12 protein-coding genes are annotated in these 17928 nt (G+C 70.9%); 9 read left to right on the plus strand and 3 right to left on the minus strand.

The genetic code is table 11. The features are described from left to right. Positions 1-414 precede the first annotated feature (414 nt). Both WMF45_RS01945 and WMF45_RS01950 read right to left on the minus strand, forming a co-directional pair. Complete coding sequence (locus WMF45_RS01945; RefSeq protein WP_437715279.1) at positions 415-996, minus strand: cupin domain-containing protein; 582 nt, start codon at positions 994-996, stop codon at positions 415-417. A 601-nt stretch (positions 997-1597) separates the two neighbouring features. Next, positions 1598-2839 carry a class I SAM-dependent rRNA methyltransferase gene (locus WMF45_RS01950; RefSeq protein WP_437715280.1) on the minus strand — a complete coding sequence of 414 codons (1242 nt, stop codon included), beginning with the start codon at positions 2837-2839 and terminating at the stop codon, positions 1598-1600. Between the two features lie 30 nt (positions 2840-2869). Here WMF45_RS01950 and WMF45_RS01955 point away from each other — a divergent pair, with 30 nt between their 5' ends. The 4 genes from WMF45_RS01955 to WMF45_RS01970 all read left to right on the plus strand — a co-directional run bounded on the left by WMF45_RS01955 (position 2870) and on the right by WMF45_RS01970 (position 9645). After that, a complete protein-coding gene (locus WMF45_RS01955) occupies positions 2870-3955 on the plus strand; it encodes a hypothetical protein (RefSeq protein WP_437715281.1) in 1086 nt (361 codons plus the stop codon). 522 nt (positions 3956-4477) lie between these two features. Then, on the plus strand, positions 4478-5671 hold the full coding sequence (locus WMF45_RS01960) for an FIST signal transduction protein (protein WP_437715282.1): 1194 nt from the start codon (positions 4478-4480) through the stop codon (positions 5669-5671). Positions 5672-5696: 25 nt separating this feature from the next. After that, positions 5697-7583, plus strand: coding sequence for an ATP-binding protein (locus WMF45_RS01965; RefSeq protein WP_437715283.1), 1887 nt, complete (start codon positions 5697-5699; stop codon positions 7581-7583). A 112-nt stretch (positions 7584-7695) separates the two neighbouring features. Beyond that, positions 7696-9645 carry a 4-alpha-glucanotransferase gene (locus tag WMF45_RS01970; RefSeq protein WP_437715284.1) on the plus strand — a complete coding sequence of 650 codons (1950 nt, stop codon included), beginning with the start codon at positions 7696-7698 and terminating at the stop codon, positions 9643-9645. A 139-nt stretch (positions 9646-9784) separates the two neighbouring features. On the opposite strand, the gene WMF45_RS01975 is transcribed toward WMF45_RS01970, so the two are convergent. Further along, positions 9785-11281 (minus strand): hypothetical protein, encoded by a 1497-nt coding sequence (locus WMF45_RS01975; protein WP_437715285.1) that lies wholly within the window; start codon positions 11279-11281, stop codon positions 9785-9787. A gap of 199 nt (positions 11282-11480) precedes the next feature. Between WMF45_RS01975 and WMF45_RS01980 the strand changes: the two genes are divergently transcribed. From WMF45_RS01980 to WMF45_RS02000, 5 genes are all read left to right on the plus strand, one after another. After that, on the plus strand, positions 11481-13172 hold the full coding sequence (locus tag WMF45_RS01980; protein WP_437715286.1) for a serine/threonine protein kinase: 1692 nt from the start codon (positions 11481-11483) through the stop codon (positions 13170-13172). Then, positions 13169-14167 carry a hypothetical protein gene (locus WMF45_RS01985; protein ID WP_437715287.1) on the plus strand — a complete coding sequence of 333 codons (999 nt, stop codon included), beginning with the start codon at positions 13169-13171 and terminating at the stop codon, positions 14165-14167. Before WMF45_RS01980 ends, WMF45_RS01985 begins: the two co-directional genes overlap by 4 nt. A 187-nt stretch (positions 14168-14354) precedes the next feature. After that, positions 14355-15305: a hypothetical protein gene (locus WMF45_RS01990; RefSeq protein ID WP_437715288.1), complete on the plus strand. Its 951-nt coding sequence runs from the start codon at positions 14355-14357 to the stop codon at positions 15303-15305. 42 nt (positions 15306-15347) lie between these two features. Beyond that, complete coding sequence (locus WMF45_RS01995; protein ID WP_437715289.1) at positions 15348-16121, plus strand: thioesterase II family protein; 774 nt, start codon at positions 15348-15350, stop codon at positions 16119-16121. 115 nt (positions 16122-16236) lie between these two features. Then, positions 16237-17883, plus strand: coding sequence for a fumarate hydratase (locus WMF45_RS02000; RefSeq protein WP_012232992.1), 1647 nt, complete (start codon positions 16237-16239; stop codon positions 17881-17883). The last annotated feature ends 45 nt before the right edge of the window (positions 17884-17928 follow it).

Consider the following 17928-nt stretch of genomic DNA (forward strand, 5'->3'; position numbering starts at 1 on the left):
ACGCCGGCTGTCGGCTCAGCGATGTCCTCGGTGACATGACGCTCCTCGTCCCGAGCGCGCAATTCATCCCCGAGCGCGCATCAGGCGTACGCCTGTCACGGAACCATCACGCGAGAACTCGACGTCTTCGCCTCCCCCGGCGACACGTTTCCTTGGTCGACAGAATTAATAATGATCCTTTATCGAAATGTTGCCAAGCGGAATGATCAAAATCGTTCGTTCGATAAGCGGAAGGCTCATCTCGATCCTCTCCGAGCTCCTGCCCGAGCCAGTTCATCTGTGCCGCGCCCTGCGCTGGTCGGCGCGCCGCCCCACGCCGCGCCGACCAGCGCAGGGGACCGGGTTTGGCCCTGAACAGCCAGCGCCTCCGTGGCTCGGCGGGGGCTGTCCGCGGATGGACCGCGAGGGCGGGCGCTACTCTGTGGGGGGATCGGTGAAGAGCATACCAGTCGTCGCCGTGAGCTTCTCCAGGACTGCGGGCCCGAAGCGCTCGGCGAAGCGCGCCCTGTCCTCGGGCGCGATGACGATGTCGCCCGGCTCGTCTTCGTGCTCGTCCGTGATGATGGCGAGGAGCAGCCCGGGCTCCTGGCCGACGTTCTCGAACTGCCGGTAGACGCCCACGGGCACGTCGATCATATCGAAGGGCTCGAGCGTCGTCTCGTCCGTGGCGCCCTCGTTCCAGCGCAGCGCGAAGCGTCCAGCGAGGCACAGAAATACCTCCCTCGAGCGACGGTGTGCGTGCAGAGGGACTTTGTCGCCAGGCCTGCAGCTGACGATGCCCACGCTCATGCCTTTGGGGCCGACGATGGCCGGCCCCGTCCCCTCGCGCGCGTCCCCCGCCGCGTGCGCCATCAGGAGATACAGAGGAGGGTTCACGGCGTCGAACGCCTCCTGTGGGATGCTGGTGTCAACGGTGTGATTCACGTAAGCCCGGAGCTCGCCGAACCGCGCGATGCGCGAGCGCATCTGCTCCGGGGTGATCTTCAGCGTCGTCATGAGAGATCCCCCTTGTCTGCCGCGCCCGAGCTCCTGGACCGCTCGGCGCGGCTCTTCTCCAAAGATACCTCGGGCCATGGCGGTACGCTCGATCGATTCCCTGCTTCGAATCGACTTTATCGCTCGCCATCGTCACGTGTCGCGTGTCGCGTGTCGCGCGAGTGGCGCGCGTGAGCCGTGTGTTGGCTGAGCAATGGACAATACTGGGCCAGTGTAGTAGCGTGGCCCGGGAAGGCCGATCTCTGGAGGCGCTCGGAGACGTCGAGGCGCGCTGCTGCCTGTCCCGCGGAGCGCCGGACGGTGAGGCCGATACGGCCGCGGCGCCTGTCGGTCATGTCTTTGTGAGCGACATTGAATTCCAGGGATAGCCATTTCCGCTGCGCCGGCAGCGCCGTGGTCATTAGCGAATTCCACGGACAGCCGTTTCCGCCATGCCGGCAGCGCCTGCGTCACTGGCCGTCCGATGGTCAATCGCCTCGACCCGCAGGTGATCTCCGGCGGAGGTTTCGCGGCGGCCGGCTCCGGCCACCTCTCCTGCGCCGTGGCCCGTCCGGACGCGCACCCCTGGACGCGCGGCGAATCCGGCGGGCGCGTCAGCGCGTCACTCCAGCACCACGAACTTCAGATACCGCCCCTCCCACCACGCCGGCAGCGTCGGGTGGTCCTCCGGCTGCCCGTGGATCGCCCGGATCCGCAGGTCGTCCCGCTCCAGCGTGGCGTCGTCCAGCGTCGCCAGGAAGTCCTCCGCCGTGATGTGGCTCGAGCACGACGCCGCGCACAACACGCCACCTCGATCCAGCACGCGCGCGACCGCGGCGTGCAGCCGCCGGTAGGCGCCGAGCGCGCGCGGCTTGGCGCGCTCGCTCGGCGCGAAGCTCGGCGGGTCGCAGATGATGAGATCGTACCGGTCGCCGCGCGCGCGGGCCTTCTCGAGGAAGTCGAACGCGTCCGCCGTCACGAACTCGTGGGCCGCCGGGTCCACGCCGTTCTCGCGGAACGTGCGCTGCGCCGACGCGTGCGCGGCCGACGCCGAGTCGACGGAGGTGACCCGGCCCGCGCCGCCGAGCGCCGCGGCCACCGAGAAGCCCCCCGCATAGCTGAACAGGTTCAGCACGCGCCGGCGTCCGGGCGCGAGCGCGCGCACGCGGGCGCGGTTGTCGCGCTGGTCGAGGAACGCCCCTGTCTTCTGCCCGCGCGCGAGATCGACCTCCATCGCGACCCCCGTCTCCCTCACGAAGAGGCGATCCGGCAGCGGCGGCCCGTGCAGGTGCGCGAGCTTCTTCCCGTCCGCGTCCTCGCCCGCCGCCGACGCGCGCGCGCGCAGGCCGATCGAGCGCACGCCGCGGGCGCCCAGCGCGCGCGCGAGGTGCGGGAGCAGGCGCTCGAGCCAGGGCGCCAGCATGTCGCCGTCGAGGCGGAGCACCGCGGCGCGGTCGTACCGATCGATGACGAGCGACGGCACCCGGTCCCCCTCGCCGTTGCACAGCCGGTAGGCCGTCGTGTCGCGGCCGTCGAACCAGCCGTCGCGCAGGGCGAAGGCACGATCGAGCCGCTCCGCGATGGCCCGCTCGTCGAGCTGCGGCGCCTGCGTGCGCTGGAAGACGCGCACGGCGATCGCCGAGTCCGCGTCCCAGAGCCCCCGCCCGAGGAACGGCGCCCCCTCGGCCGACAGCTCGACGACGTCGCCCGACGCCGCGGCGCCGCCGCGGTGCGCGCGCTCCCCGCGCTTGCCCTCGCCGCGCTTGCTCCCTTGCCCGCCGCCGTCCGCGATGCCGTCTCGGTAGACCCATGGGTGGCCGCGGCGGACGGCGGCGGCGGCTGTCGCGGTGAGATGGACCCGCATCGACCCCGCCTAGCACGGTAAGCTCGCAGCGTGCTGCACCGAGTTCGTTCGTCCGGATGGGCATGCCTCGGGGGGATCTCGCTTGCCGTCGCGGCAGCCTGCACGCAGGACCACGGCGTCCTCGGCCGCGATCCATCGAGCGGGGCGAGCACCTCCGGCGCCGGCGGCGGCCCGGGAGCGACGACGAGCGGCCCGACGACGACGACCACGGGCGCGGGCGGCGGCGCGGTCGAGCCGCCGGGGCCGACGAGGCTCACGGTGGTGAACGGCATCAGCGATCACGACGCGGTCCGCTTCTGCTTCCTCGCCTACCCCGACGGGACGGGCGTCGGCGTGGACCCCTGGCCGGGCGCCGCCGCGGGCCTCGCGTTCGCCCGGGCCCAGGAGGTCGAGCCGCTCGGCGCGGCGATCCCCGAGGGGACGAGCCTGCGCGCGCACGTGATCGCCGGCGACCTCCGCGCGACGGAGGGGCTCGACTGCGCGGAGATCCTGGCGCTCGGCGGCAGCACGGGGAGCCCCGCGGCCCCGATCGTGGCCGCGGGGCTCCCCGTGCTCCCGGCGCCCGTGTTCGCCGAGCAGAAGAGCCTCCTCGTGGTCGCCACCGGATGCCTCGGCGGCGAGGGGCACACGCACGAGAGCGAGAAGGAAGGCTGCGGCGACGCCTACACGATCGACACGCCGACCGCCGGCCTCGTCGCGGTCGCCATGTCGCGGCGGACGACCTTCGACAGGGTGAGCCTGCAGGTCGCGCACGCGAGCGCGGCGACGCCGGTGGTCGATGTGGAGCTGACGCCCGGGCGCGGCGACGCGACCGGGGTGACGCTCGCTCAGGACCTCTCCTACGGCGCGATCGCGCCGTTCCCGCCGTCCACCGCGTTCTCGGTGGGCGACCTCGGCGCGCTCGACGAGGTCGCGATCGAGACCCGCGATCCCATCGAGGGGACGGTGACGTCGTCGGTGCCGATGCGCGAGATCCTGGCGAACAGCGACGTGCCGGCCGCCGACATCGGGGACGGTCAGGGGTTCGTGCTTGTCGCCGTCGGGGCCGCTCCGGGGGCGAAACAGGGCGGGTTCTGGCACCCCCTGACGTACTCGCTCTTGCGGGCGAATCCCTGAGCTTGTTCCCGAAACATCCCATGACCGGCGAGGTTCCGGGGTTCACCGTCTCTCGTCGGACGGAACGACCACGCCTCGCCTGGCAGCGCGCGCCGTGGACTCGCCTTGATTCCGCCTCGGGCATCAAGGCCCCATCGAGCGCGGTTTGCAATGCCACGATCCTGCCGTGTGGTGCCGTGTTGTCCAGGTTTTGCTCAAGCCCCTGATTGCTCCTGGTTGGCCGACTCGAGTGTGTCCGGCGTGTCTGCCGAGCTTGCGGCGCGCGTTGTCTTATTGGAGGATGAGGGTCCTGCCCCCCTCGGTCTCAGGCGCCTCCCTCTCTCCTCGCAGATCAGCGCTCCGCGGGCCTCCTCACGGCTCTGTCTGGCTCTTCGGCGAGGAGCGTCGCGCCGGGAAAATCGTGAGTCGCTCGACGGAGGGGAGCGCCCTGTACGGATGACATCACGGGACAATCACCCGCCGTGACGATCGGATGAATCTCCAGTATAACGCGAGTGCCGAAATTCCGAGGGGGGAGGGAACATGGCGACACAGGTATTTGTCGGGGCGAGCTCCGCGGCGGATCCGAGAGAGGCTGCTTCAGAGGCCGTGGCGACGGCGCTCCACGGGGCTTCCCGCACGGAGCATGCGGCGCGACCGGCGTTCGCCCTCGTCTTATCGACGGACCAGTACGACGCCGACGCGCTCGCCGCGGCCGTGACGAGCCAGCTGCCGGGCGTCCCCTGGGCGGGGTGCTGCACGGCTGGGGTCTTCGCCGGCAGCCGGCTGCTCCGGCAGGGGCTCGTGGTGGGGCTCGTCGCCTCGGAGACCGTGCGAGTCGGCGTCGGGGTCGCGCAGCCGGTGAGCCAGGACGGGCGGCGCGCCGGCGTGCTCGCCGCCTCGCGCGCCCTCGAGGCGTTCCCGTCGTCCGTCGCTCCCGGGTGGAGCCGCGCGCTCATCGTGCTGCCGGACGCGGTCACGGGCAACGCGGCCGACGTGGTGCGCGGCGCGGTCGAGGTCGGCGGGACGGGCGTCGTCTGGGCCGGCGGCGGCGCGGGCGACAACCTCCGCTTCGTGCGCACCGCGCAGTTCGCGGGCGGCAGCGCCTACTCGGACAGCGTTGTCGTCGTCGCGATCGACTCGCCGGCGCGCATGGCGACCGGCATCCGCCACGGCTTCCGGCCGTATGGCCCGCCCACGATGGTCACCCGCGCCGAGGGCACGGTCCTCGCCGAGCTCGAGTACGAGGGCGCCTTCTCGGTCTACCAGCGCACCGCGCGGGCGAGGGGGCATCAGGTGAACATCGACGGCTTCGCCACGTTCGCCATGACCCACCCGCTCGGCATCCCGCAGGCCGACGGCGAGCACGTCATCCGCGATCCGCTGCGCGTCGTCTCGCCGGGGGGGCTCTACTGCGTCGGCGAGGTCCCGGACGGGTGCCTCGTCCGCGTCATGGAGGGCGATCCCATCGGCCTCGTCGGCGCCGCGCGCGAGGCCGCGAGCACGGCGCGCGAGGCGGTGGCCGGGCCCATCGCCGGCGCGTTCGTGTTCGACTGCATCTCGCGGTGCATGATGCTCGGCGACACGGTGCGCGACGAGCTGACCACCTTCGAGAGCGAGCTCGGCGAGAGCGTCCCGGTGATGGGATGTCTGACCTTTGGAGAAGTCGGTACGCTGGGCCGAGGAGTACCGCAGTTTCACAACAAGACCGCTGTCGTGCTCGCCCTGGGGGCCTGAGCGCGGGAGCGGTTGGAGCCCTGTCATGGCGAGCGGCGAAGAGCACGAGATCCAGGAGGAACGGCTGGCGCTCCTCAGCGTCCTCCAGGAGCTCACGGTCGCGGCGCTCGACCTCTTCGATCCGCACCAGTCGATGGCGGTCTTCCTGGAGCGGCTCGCCGAGCGCCTGAGCTGCATCGCGGTGCTCGTGCTCGTCGAGCCCGCCCCGCGGGCCCCGCGGCTCCTCGACGCCGCCGGCCTGTCGGCGAGCTCGCGCGCGCTGCCCATCCCGCCGGGCTCGCCCGCCTCGACGGGCGAGCCCAACGGCGGGGGCGCGGGCCTCTCCTTGCCATACCCCGAGTTGCCGTACCCCGAGCTCGCGCGGCCCGGGCTCGTGACGTGGCACTTCTCGCTGGAGGGGCAGGGCGACAGCGGCGCGTCCAGCCTCCTCCTCTGCTTCGAGAGCGAGCCCCCGTTCGCGCCGAGGTACCGGGGCATGATGCGCCGGCTCACGGCGACCTTCCGCACGGCGCTCGTGCACCGCCTGCTCTACGCCCGCATGATCGAGAACGAGCGCGAGCGCGCGCGGAACCTCGCCGCCGCGGAGGCGGGGCGCGCGGCGGCGGAGGCGGCGCAGCGGCGCGCGGCCTTCCTCTCGGAGGCGAGCCGGCTGCTCTCGAGCTCGCTCAATTACGAGGCGACGCTGGTGCGCGTCGCGCGCCTGCCGGTCCCGTTCGTCGCGGACTGGTGCATGGTCGACATCATCGAGCGCGAGGCGATGCTCCGGCGCGCGGTCGTCGTCCACGCCGATCCGCAGAAGAGCGAGCTCGCGCGCCTCCTGCAGGGCCAGACGCCGATGGACTCGGTCCTCCCGTCCGGCGTCGCCCGCGTGCTGGAGACGGGCGAGGCGGCGCTCTGCGAGGTCGCGGGCGCGCACCTCGCCCCGGTGAGCGAGCGCGGATCGTACGACAGCGAGCCGCCGGTGTCGGCCAGCGAGGCGCTCCTCATGGAGCTCGGCCTCCGGCGTTACATCTCCGTGCCGCTCGTCACGCGCGGCACGATGCTCGGCGTGCTCACCATCGCCTCCGGCCGCGACGATCTGCTGTACGGCGTGGAGGACCGGGCGCTCGCCGAGGATCTCGGGCGCAGGGCCGCGCTGGCGATCGACAACGCGCGCCTGTACGAGAGCGCGCAGCGGGCGATCCGGGCCCGGGAGGAGCTCGTCGCGGTGGTGTCGCACGATCTCAAGAGCCCGCTCGCCACCATCGTCATGAACACGAGCCTCCTGCGCCGGAAGCTGCCGGGCGCGGACGAGGCGGTCGAGGTGCGGCGCCCTGTCGAGCGCATCCAGAAGGCGGCTGATCGCATGAACCGCCTCATCCGCGATCTGCTCGACCTGGCCAAGCTCGACGGCGGCCACATCTCGATCCAGCCGGTGCCCCACGACGTCGCTGGCCTGCTCGGCGACGCCATCGAGCTCCTGCGGGAGGAGGCGGCGGAGAAGTCGCTGCGCCTCGAGCAGAGCGTCGAGCTCGGCGTCGATCGGGCGCTCTGCGATCGCGAGCGGATCCTGCAGGTGATCGCCAACCTCGTCGGCAATGCGATCAAGTTCACGTCGGCCGGCGGCGAGGTCGCGATCCGGGCCGAGCCGTGGGGCCGGGAGGTGCGCCTCTCGGTGCGGGACACCGGCCCGGGCATCCCGGAGGACCAGCGGGCGCGGATCTTCGAGCGCTACTGGCAGGCGAAGGAGACGGCCCACAAGGGCACCGGGCTCGGCCTCTCGATCGCGAAGGCGCTCGTCGAGGTGCACGGCGGCCGGATCTGGGTCGAGAGCAAGGTGGGCGAGGGCAGCACGTTCTTCTTCACGCTGCCGATGGTGGAGGCCACGAGCGCGACCTCGGGAGTCGCCGCAGGCACGCGCCTCGGGGCCTGACAGCGGCATTCGGGGTTTGCCGTACAGCGGTGTAATCACATCACCGAGGCATGAGGGGCTCTTCGCCTTGCGCGTTGGCGGTCCGATCCGTTCATCGCTATACCTTGCCACGATGAAGGACGTCGGGAATGACAGGGGCGATGCGGCGCCGGCCGAGGCTCGATGGAGCGATGAAGAGCGGGGGCTCGTCGAGGCCGCGCTCGGGCTGCTGGGCATCCGCAACCTCGTGCTCGCGATCCACGATCCGAGCTTTCCCTCGGACGACGCCGAGGACATCGGGCGCGGCTCCCCGAACACCGAGGGGGGGCGCCGATTCCTCCGGTTCGCGCGGGATCTCGGCTTCAACGGCGTCCAGCTGGGGCCGCAGGGGGAGACCTCTGCCGACAATGCGTCTCCGTATGACGGCACCATCTTCTCGCGGAGCACGCTCTCGATCGCGCTCGCCCGGCTGGTCGAGGACGGCCCCTCCGGCGCGCTCCTCCGCCCCGAGTCGCTCCGGGAGATCGTCGCCGGGCGGCCTCCTGGCAGCGAGGCTCGCGCGCAGCACGGCCATGCCCACCGCGCGCAGCGCGCCGCGCTCCGGGAGGCGTACGCGTCGTTCGAGGGCCGGCGGAGGTGCGGCGATGCCGGCGATCTCGAGCGCCGCCTCGACGCCTTTACACGGCGGAACGCCGTGTGGCTCGAGAGGGACGGGCTCTACGGCCCGCTCTGCGCCGAGCACCGGAGCGGCTGGTTTCACGGCTGGTCTGGCGAGCCCGATCTCGACCGGCGCCTCTACGCGCCTGGCCCTGGCGAGGTGGTCGCGTGCGGGGAGCGCAGGAGAGCGCTCCTCGACAGGTACCGCGACGAGCTCCGCTTCCACGCGTTCTGCCAGCTCCTCGCGCACGAGCAGCACGCGGCGCTCCGGACGGTGACGGCCGATCTCGGGCTCAAGCTCTACGGCGATCTGCAGATAGGCTACTCGCCTCAGGATGCCTGGGCCTATCAATCGGTCTTCCTCAGGGGGTATCTCATGGGCGCGCCGCCGAGCCGGACCAACCCGGAGGGCCAGGTGTGGAGCTACCCTGTCCTGGATCCCGCGCAGTACGCGGATGCGTCGTCCGGCGGGCTCGCGCTCGTCCGGGCGCGGATGGACAAGATGTTCGACGAGTTCGACGGGGTGCGCCTCGATCACCCGCACGGGCTCGTCTGCCCCTGGGTCTATGCGGCCGACGCCCCTGATCCGCTCCGCGCCGTCCAGGGCGGGGCGCGGCTCTTCTCGTCGCCCGACCTGCCGGAGCACCCGTTGCTCGCGCGGTACGCCATCGTCTCTCCCGGGCAGCTGAACCGCGCCGTGCCCCGGTATGCCGACGACTGGGTCACCTCGCTGTCTCCGGAGCAGGTCGGGCGCTACAGCGTCATTTTCGACACGATCGCGCGCTGCGCGGAGGCCCGTGGCCGCGCCATCTCCGACGTCGTGTGCGAGGTCCTGAGCACGCTCCCGTTCCCGCTCGGGGCCGTCCTCGATCGGCACGGGCTGGGGCGCTTCCGGGTCACGCAGAAGGCCGATCTCGACAACCCGAAGGACGTCTATCGCAGCGAGAACGCCGCGCCCGCCGACTGGATCATGGTGGGGACCCACGACACGCCGCCGCTCTGGAGGCTCCTCGACACCTGGGAGCGCGCCTCCGCGCTGGGGCGGCAGGCGGCGTACCTGGCGACGCGCCTCGCGCCCTCGCCGGCCGAGGAGGGCGCGATGGCGCGCGCGCTCGCGTCCGACCCTCGCGCGCTGGCGCAGGCCAAGCTCGCCGACCTCTTCGCCAGCCCGGCGTCGAACGTGATGGTCTTCTTCGCCGATCTGCTCGGGATGAAGGAGATCTACAACACGCCCGGGACGGTGGGCGACCACAACTGGTCGTTGAGGGTCCCTCGCGATTACGAGCGGTCCTATCTGGAGATGCGCGCGCGCGGCGCGGCCCTCGACCTCCCGCGCGCGCTCGCGCTCGCGCTGCGCGCGCGGGGGGGCGCGGAGTCGGTGGAGCGCGGGAACCTCGCCCGGCGGCTCGAGCGCTGCCCGCGCTAGAGCGGCGGTCACCCGCTTCGGATACGGGCCCATCTCGACGTTTTCGGTGCTCAGCGCACAGGAGTGCGCTTCCGCGCCGAAAACGCCGATCTGGACCCGTCTCCTGTGCGGGTGACCGCCGCTCTGCGACGCTCGTACTTCAGTTCGGGCTCCACACGGCCCACTTCCCCGAGGTGGCCCATGTGTCGCTCGCATCCTTGAACGCCCCGATGAACGCGGCGCTCGCGTCGAAGAACCCGTCCGGCGGCACGAGCGCGTCCTTGGTCAGGGACGTCGCGGGACCGAAGACCGGCGCGGAGGGGTCGAAGCAGCCCTGGATACCCGGGTCCTCCGCACGATTCTTCCGATCGGGCTCGCTCAGGAACGCGATCTCATCGAAGCCGCCGTCGTCGTCCTGGAGGATGCCTGTCCCGTCGCTCGTCTCGGCGTAGGCGAGGTCATTCACCAGATTGAAGAAGATCGAGCTCGCTATGTTCTGCTCGGGATCCGGGTCGCGCACGTCGAGGCCCGACTCGAAGCCCGTGACGATCGTGTTGGCGATGTTCACCTTCGTCGACCGGCGGAGCAGGATGCCGTATTGCTCCTTGTCCACGTCCACGCCCTTCCCGCAGAGCGTCGCGTTGTAGATCGTCGGCTCGCTCCGAGGCTCGAGCGCAGGCGTGAGCGCGAGCGGGTCGTTGTCCCCCTCGAACCCGTTCGTCTCCTCCGCGACGTTCGGGTCCTGCTGCGCCACGAGGAACTGGAGCTTTCCGCGATAACCCTGGTCCCAGTCGAAGGCGTCGTCGCCGCTGTACTGGCAGGCGAGGTGCTTTGCGTTCACCGTGCCCCCGAAGAACTCGAAGCAGTCGTCGGACACGTGCCTCACCTGGACGAAATCGATGATCGTGCCCCTGCCGACCCCGCCGAGGGTGAGCCCGTTGATCTCGTTGTTCGGCGCGAGTTTCACGCCGGAGTACTCGATGCGCACGTATTTGAGCGTGCCGCTCGAGTCGTTCTCGTCGATGCCCCCGTATCGCCCGTTGTTCGTCAACCCCTCGATCTGGCCCGGGGTGCGTGCGCCGTTCGCGTCCACGTGGTTGGTCGGCGCGTTGCCGAGGAGGATGACGCCGCCCCAATCGCCGGCCATGCGATCCTCCTGGGCCTTGCTGCTCGTGAACACGATGGGCTCATCCCGGGTGCCCACGGCGATGAGCTTGGATCCTGGGTGCACGACGAGCGTCGCGGGGACCTGCGGGTTCGTCTCGCCGAGCACGGTCGTGCCCTTCTCGATGGTCAGCGTCGCCCCGGCCGAGACGTTCACCTGCCCCTTGAGGATGTAGTTCTTGTCACATCTGAGCGTGAAATCCTCCGTGATATCCCCGGTGATCTCGACGGTCGGCTTGTCGGCCGCCGCGCACCCGATTGGCGTGCTGCCTCCCTCGCCGCCGGCTGAGCCGCTCGACGAGGGGACGCAGATGCTCGCCGCGCGATTGCAGACGGCGCCGTCGAACTGCGCGCAGTCCGCGTCGGAGGTGCATTGCACGTCCCGCTGCTCGATGATGAGCGAGCACGCGAGGGCGCTCGTGGCGAGCGCGCCCATGGCCAGCGCGAGGGCGGCGGCAGGTGGTGAATCGACGGGGCTGCGCTTGTGGTTCATTGCAATCACCCGATGGCAGGAGGATCGTTTCTGTCAAGCAGGACCGCGCTGTCCGGCCGACCGGGACGTGGCGAAACCGTCGCTGACAGGCCATCGCATTCGCGAGAACGTCACATGACGGCCGCTTCGAGGTAACAGGTCGAGGGCATTCTCCGGGCCGGGCTGGCCTCCCTCTGGGGATCGATCCGGCACAGGTCGAATGAGCGTTCCCAGCGATCCCAATGGTTGGCGGAAATATCGCCCGATTGCCGAGATCGGCAGGGGAGGTATGGCCGACGTCTGCCTCGCGGTCGCGCAGGGCCCCGTGGGATTCAACAAGCTCGTCGTGCTGAAGCGGGTGCGGCCCGAGCTCGTCGAGGACGCCGACATCCTGGCCATGTTCCTCGACGAGGCGCGGCTCGCGGCCCGATTGAATCATCCGAACGTCGTTCAGACGTACGAGGTCGGCGACGAGGGAGCGCGCTTCTTCATCGCCATGGAGTACCTCGACGGCCAGCCGCTCGGCAGCATTCGCTCCCGCATGGGGCACGACAAGGTGCCGCTCCCGCTCCAGGTTCGCGTCCTGTGCGACGCGCTGGCCGGGCTCCATTACGCGCACAACCTGCGCGATTTCGACGGAACACCCATCCACGTCGTCCACCGCGACGTGAGCCCGCAGAACATCTTCGTCACCTATGACGGCGTGATCAAGGTTGTCGACTTCGGTATCGCCAAGGCGGCCGACTCGCTGACGGAGACGCGCACCGGAACGCTCAAGGGCAAGGTCTCGTACATGTCGCCGGAGCAAGCGCGCGGAGAGCGCGTCGACCGGCGCTCCGACGTCTTCTCGGTGGGGGTGATCCTCTGGGAGGCGATCGCCCGGAGGCGCATGTGGAAGGGCTTCAACGACCTCGCGATCCTCGGGCGGCTCGCCATCGGAGAGGTCCCGAGGCTCGCGGAAGAGGCGTCCAGGGTCGAGCTCGACCCCGAGATCGAGCGGATCTGCCAGAAGGCGCTCGCGCCCGCGCTCGAGGACCGTCATGCCTCCGCGGCCGAGCTGCAGGCGGATCTCGAGCGCTGGCTCGGCGAGCGCCACCGGGGCATGTCCGCGCGGGAGGCCGGCGAGATCGTGGCCGGCCAGTTCGCCGACGACCGGGCGCGGATCAAGCAAGTCGTGGAGGAGCAGCTGCGCGGCGTGCGCTGGACCGGGAGCTATCCGAGGGTCACGCTGGCGCCCGACCTGCCGAAGCTGAGCGCCGGCCCGATGTCGATGACGCCGACCTTGACCGCGCCTGCGGCGGTCAGCGCCTCCTCGGACGGGAGCTCGATGCTGCCCTCGGTCAGCATGACCGGCGCGAAGGAGCGCCCCGCGCGCCCGAACCGCGCGATACTCATGATCGCGGCCACCTTCGTCGCCATCGGCGGAAGCGTGAGCGTCGGGGTCTTGCGCGCGCAGCCATGGAGGATCGCCGCGAGCGATCACCACGAGGCGCAGGTCGCCCAGCCTGCGGCGGAGCCCTCTCCGAAGCAGGAAGAGGCCATCCGCCTCGTCGTCCGCGTCTCGCCGGTCGACGCGAAGGTCTCCATCGACGGCTCGCCGATGTCGACCGGCGCCTACGAGGGCCGCCTCGCCAGGGATGGCCGCGTGCACGTCATCCGCGCGGAGGCGCCGGGTTTCCTCGCGCAGGAAGAGAAGGTCACGGCGAGCAACGATCTCTTCTTGAGCCTCGCGTTGAAGAGCGCACCGGAAGCGCAGCCGGGGAGGCTCGCCCCCATCGGCCGGAGCGCCCCAACGAGCATCGCCGCGGCGCCGCCTGCGCCCGCCGCGCCGCCGTCGAGCGCGCCCGCGCCGCCGCCTGCCGAGCAGAAGCCGAAGCGGGGGATCGATCTGGAGAGCCCGTACGCCCGATGAAGACCCCGAGAGCGCTCGCCCTCTGCTCCGCGATCGTGCTCAGCGCCCCGCTCGGCGCGTTCGCCCAGCCTGCCGGTAACAAGACCGAGGAGGCCGACGCCCGCTTCCGGCGAGGCGTCGAGCTCTACAACGAGGTGGATTATGGCGCTGCGCTCACCGAGTTTCGCCGCGCCTACGAGCTCGCGCCCGCATATCAGGTGCTCTACAACATCGCGGGTACGTGTTATCAGCTCAAGGACTACGCCTGCGCGCTGCGCGCCTTCGAGAAGTACCTCGCCGACGGTGGCGAGCAGATCCCGGGCGGCCGGCGGGCCGAGGTGGAGCGGGACGTCGCCGTCCTGCGGAGCCGCGTGGCGACGGTGGAGATCTCGACCTCGGCGCCGGATGTCGAGATCTCCGTGGACGGCGTGCCGGCGGGCAAGACGCCGCTCGCTGAGCCCCTTCTGATGAGCGCCGGGCGCCGCCGCATCGTCGCCGAGGCGCCGGGCCGTCCGGCCGTGTTGAGGGTCGTCGACGTGGCCGGCGGCGATCACGTTCAGCTCGAGATCCCCGAAGCGCGCGCCCCGCAGGGCCCTGCCGAGGGCGCGGGCGGCGCGCCGGCTCCGACGCCGGCGGCGCCGGGCGCGCTGCGGATGGACCGCGCGCCTCGCCAGCAGCGGAGCGTGCCCATCTTCCCCTGGCTCGCGACCGGCGCGCTCGCCGTGGGCGCGGCCGCCACGGGCGTCCTCGCGCTCGGCGCTTCCGGGGACCTCGGCGCGGAGCTCGATCGGTATCCCGGCGACGCCCGCGCCGTCGAGCGAGCGCGGGCGAGGAGCGAGGCGCTCGCGCTCACCACCGACCTGCTCGCGGGCGCCGCCGTGCTCGCCGGCGGCATCTCGATCTACCTCACTGTCGCTGGCGCAGGCCCGGAGCGCGGCGATGGAGAGCGCGCGTCATCTCCTCCGGTGAGGCTCACGATCACGCCGGCGTCTCTCGAGCTCGCGGGCTCTTTCTAGGACCGACGCAGAGCGTCGCAGGGTCGCGACGGTCAAAACGCTTGCATCCAGCGCGCTGGAGCTGCATTGATCCGGGCGATCGCCGCGGTCATGGGGGTCTCTCCCGTGCGACGCCGCGGCGACGGTGCGACAAGGTGGTCAATCGCCCGCGCTGCCCGCGAGTCGAGAACAAGATCGGAGACACCAGGTGAGCACGACCAAAGCGTCTCTTGGGACCCTGTTCCTCATGCTCTCCCTGGCCGCGCCTGCGCTCGCGCAAGAGGCGGCGCCGCGGCAGCCCGTCACCGACAAGACGAAGGAGCGTTGGGCGAAGAGCCAGGGAGGCCGGTTCGGCTTCGAGATCGACGTCCTCAGCTCGTCTTATCAGCGGGAGATCGCGGCGGCTGCCGGCGAAGAGGCCTCCGTCGAGGAGTCGTCGCGGCTCGGCGTCGCCATCACCGCCGCCACCCAGTACAAGCTCTTCGCGGGGCTCCACCTCGACGCGGAGATCCCGTTCGCCTACGGCGACGTCTCGGGCCCCCAGTCGACAGACCTGTTCGGCAAGCGGTTCACGAGCGGCGCAGGATACAGCCAGTTCTTCATCGGCAATCCCACGTTCGGCCTCCACTACGCTGCCAACGCCCTGCCCATCCTCGCGCTCTTCGGCGGCATGAGCTTGACGATCCCGCTCCACCCGCACCCGGGGACGGAGCTCCAGGTCGCGTCGGTGGCGAACTTCCCCGCGCGGGCTTACTTCGATGCGCAGCGCGTGCTGCTCGCGCACTGGGCCTTCCGGGCGCGCGTCGGGACCGAGATCAACGTCGGCAAGGTCCTGTTCTTCACCCACGACCTCGCGAGTCAGGTCTTCTTGCCGACCCGGGACGGGGAGGACACGAAGACGGTGATCGAGCAGGGAAACGAGATCGAGTTCCGCCCGTTCGGGAACTTTGGCATCGGCATGCGCCTTCAGGCGGCGTTCCCTCTCTCCTCGAGCAACTCAGCCCAGCTCGCGGCGGAGCCGTTCGTCGGCTGGGAGCCGCTCGTGAAGGGCTCTTTCACCCGCGTCGGCGCGCTGGTCGCGCTCGACGACGACCTCGGCTTCGGCCTCGATCAGGGGAAGGTCGCCACCATCCGCGTCGCCCTGGGCAGCAAATGGTAGGGAGCGAGCGCCGCGGGGGCGAGCTACGCTGAGCGCCCCGTGATGACGACCCCCAGCCCGAGCCGCGACCCCTGGGTCGGCGTGCCGAGGGCGAACCCTGCTGCCCGGCTTCGACTCTTCTGTGCGCCCTATGCGGGCGGCGGCTCGTCGATCTACAGCGCCTGGTGGCGCGAGCTCCCCGCGCACACGGAGCTCTGCGCGCTCAAGCTCCCCGGGCGGGAGGCGCGCATGAGCGAGCCGCCGTTCGAGCGCCTCACGCCGCTCGTCCAGGCCCTCGCCACTGCGCTCGAGCCATGGCTCACGAAGCCGTTCGCGCTGTATGGCCACAGCCTCGGCGCGCTCGTCTGCTTCGAGCTCGCGCGCGAGCTCCGCCGCCGGGGAGCGCCGCTGCCGCGCCACCTCTTCGTGTCGAGCCGGCGCCCGCCTCACGTTCGCGGCTCGGATCCGCTCCACGGCCTGCCCGAGCCCGAGTTTCTGGAGCGGATCCGCCGCATGGGGGGCACGCCCGACGAGGTGCTGCGCGACCCGGAGCTCCTCGCGCTCTTCCTGCCCGTCCTGCGCGCGGATTTCGCGGTCAACGAGGTCGAGCCGTTCGTCCCGGGGGCCCCGCTCGAGTGTCCGATCTCCGCGTTCGGGGGCCTCGACGACGAGCGCGCGGACCGCGCCGATCTCGAAGGCTGGCGCCATCACACGCGCGGGGCCTTCCGGGTCGAGATGTTCCCCGGCGGACACTTCTTCCTGCGGAGCGCCCGGGAGCCGCTCCTGCGGTCGATCTCGGCCGTCCTCGGCGACGTCGAGCGCGCGCTCCCCGCGTGACGGCCGGCGCTGGGTGGGTGTTGAGCCCGGGGCGGGAGCCATGCAAAGAAGAGGGACCCGCAGCCGCTCTGCCCCTCTTCCTCTCATCCTCTCTGCTTCCCCGGAGACCCGAACGATGACCGATTTCCAGTACCAGGACATGCTCCCCCTCGGCCATGACGAGACCCCGTACCGCCTCGTCAGCCGCGACCATGTCTCGACCTTCGAGGCCGCCGGCTCGACGTTCCTCAAGGTCGAGCCGGAGGGGCTCACCCTGCTCGCGCGCGAGGCGATGCGCGACATCGCCCACCTCCTCCGGCCCGGTCACCTCGCGCAGCTCGCGCGGATCCTCGGCGATCCCGAGGCCTCCTCGAACGATCGCTTCGTCGCCCTCGAGCTCCTCAAGAACGCGAGCATCGCCGCGGGGGGCGTGCTCCCGTCGTGCCAGGACACCGGCACGGCCGTCGTCATGGGCAAGAAGGGCCAGCTCGTCTTCACCGGCGGCGGCGACGAGGCGGCGATCGCGCGCGGCGTCTTCGAGACCTACCGCGCCCAGAACCTGCGCTATTCGCAGCTCGCGCCGCTCGACATGTACCGGGAGGTCAACACGAACGACAACCTGCCGGCGCAGATCGAGATCTTCGCGACGGACGGCGACGCCTACAAGCTCCTGTTCATGGCGAAGGGCGGGGGCTCCGCGAACAAGAGCTATCTTTACCAGGAGACCAAGGCGCTCCTGAACCCGGAGAGCCTGCTCTCCTTCGTCGAGGCGAAGATCCGCGCGCTCGGCACCGCGGCGTGTCCGCCATACCACCTCGCCATCGTCGTCGGCGGCACGTCGGCCGAGTACACGCTCAAGGTCGCGAAGCTCGCCTCCGCGCGCTACCTCGACACGCTCCCGGCCGACGGCAACGCGCGCGGGCGCGGCTTCCGCGACCGCGAGCTCGAGCAGAAGGTGCTCGAGCTCGCGCAGCGGACGGGGATCGGGGCGCAGTTCGGGGGCAAGTACTTCTGCCACGACGTCCGGGTCATCCGCTTGCCGCGCCACGGCGCCTCGTGCCCTGTCGGCATCGCCGTCTCGTGCTCTGCGGATCGTCAGGCGCTCGGCAAGATCACGCGCGAGGGCATCTTCCTCGAGCAGCTCGAGGCCGATCCCGCGAAGTACCTGCCCGACACCACGGACGCGGATCTCGAGGGCGAGGTCGTGAAGCTCGACCTCCGCCGTCCCATGAGCGAGATCCGCGCGGAGCTCTCGAAGTACCCCATCCGCACGCGGCTCTCGCTGAGCGGCCCGATGATCGTCGCGCGAGACATCGCGCACGCGAAGATCAAGGAGCGCCTCGATCGCGGCGACGGCATGCCGAGCTACCTTCAGGAGTTCATGGTCTACTACGCCGGGCCCGCGAAGACGCCCGCGGGCTACGCCTCCGGCTCGTTCGGCCCCACCACGGCTGGCCGGATGGACGCGTACGTCGACCTCTTCCAGGCGAACGGCGGCAGCTACGTCATGCTCGCGAAGGGCAACCGCTCGCCCGCCGTCACCGCGGCGTGCAAGAAGCACGGCGGCTTCTACCTGGGCTCGATCGGCGGTCCGGCCGCGCGCCTCGCGAAGGACTGCATCAAGAAGGTCGAGGTGCTCGAGTACCCCGAGCTCGGCATGGAAGCGGTCTGGAAGATCGAGGTCGAGGATTTCCCCGCCTTCATCGTGGTGGACGACAAGGGCAACGACTTCTTCGCCGACATCAACAAGCCGGCTGGGCGGAAGCTAGAAGTCGCCGGCTGACGTCCGGAGCCCGGGAATCGCGGCCGGGAAGCTCTCCTCCGCCTC

Source organism: Sorangium sp. So ce448, assembly GCF_051520915.1.
GTDB lineage: Bacteria > Myxococcota_A > Polyangia > Polyangiales > Polyangiaceae > Sorangium > Sorangium cellulosum_B.

Excerpts from the sequence above, each read along its gene's own strand:
- WMF45_RS01945 (WP_437715279.1), bottom strand. The coding sequence starts at position 996 with ATGACGACGCTGAAGATCACCCCGGAGCAGATGCGCTCGCGCATCGCG.
- WMF45_RS01950 (WP_437715280.1), bottom strand. The coding sequence starts at position 2,839 with ATGCGGGTCCATCTCACCGCGACAGCCGCCGCCGCCGTCCGCCGCGGC.
- WMF45_RS01960 (WP_437715282.1), top strand. The coding sequence starts at position 4,478 with ATGGCGACACAGGTATTTGTCGGGGCGAGCTCCGCGGCGGATCCGAGA.
- WMF45_RS01965 (WP_437715283.1), top strand. The coding sequence starts at position 5,697 with ATGGCGAGCGGCGAAGAGCACGAGATCCAGGAGGAACGGCTGGCGCTC.
- WMF45_RS01970 (WP_437715284.1), top strand. The coding sequence starts at position 7,696 with ATGAAGGACGTCGGGAATGACAGGGGCGATGCGGCGCCGGCCGAGGCT.
- WMF45_RS01975 (WP_437715285.1), bottom strand. The coding sequence starts at position 11,281 with ATGAACCACAAGCGCAGCCCCGTCGATTCACCACCTGCCGCCGCCCTC.
- WMF45_RS01980 (WP_437715286.1), top strand. The coding sequence starts at position 11,481 with ATGAGCGTTCCCAGCGATCCCAATGGTTGGCGGAAATATCGCCCGATT.
- WMF45_RS01985 (WP_437715287.1), top strand. The coding sequence starts at position 13,169 with ATGAAGACCCCGAGAGCGCTCGCCCTCTGCTCCGCGATCGTGCTCAGC.
- WMF45_RS01995 (WP_437715289.1), top strand. The coding sequence starts at position 15,348 with ATGACGACCCCCAGCCCGAGCCGCGACCCCTGGGTCGGCGTGCCGAGG.
- WMF45_RS02000 (WP_012232992.1), top strand. The coding sequence starts at position 16,237 with ATGACCGATTTCCAGTACCAGGACATGCTCCCCCTCGGCCATGACGAG.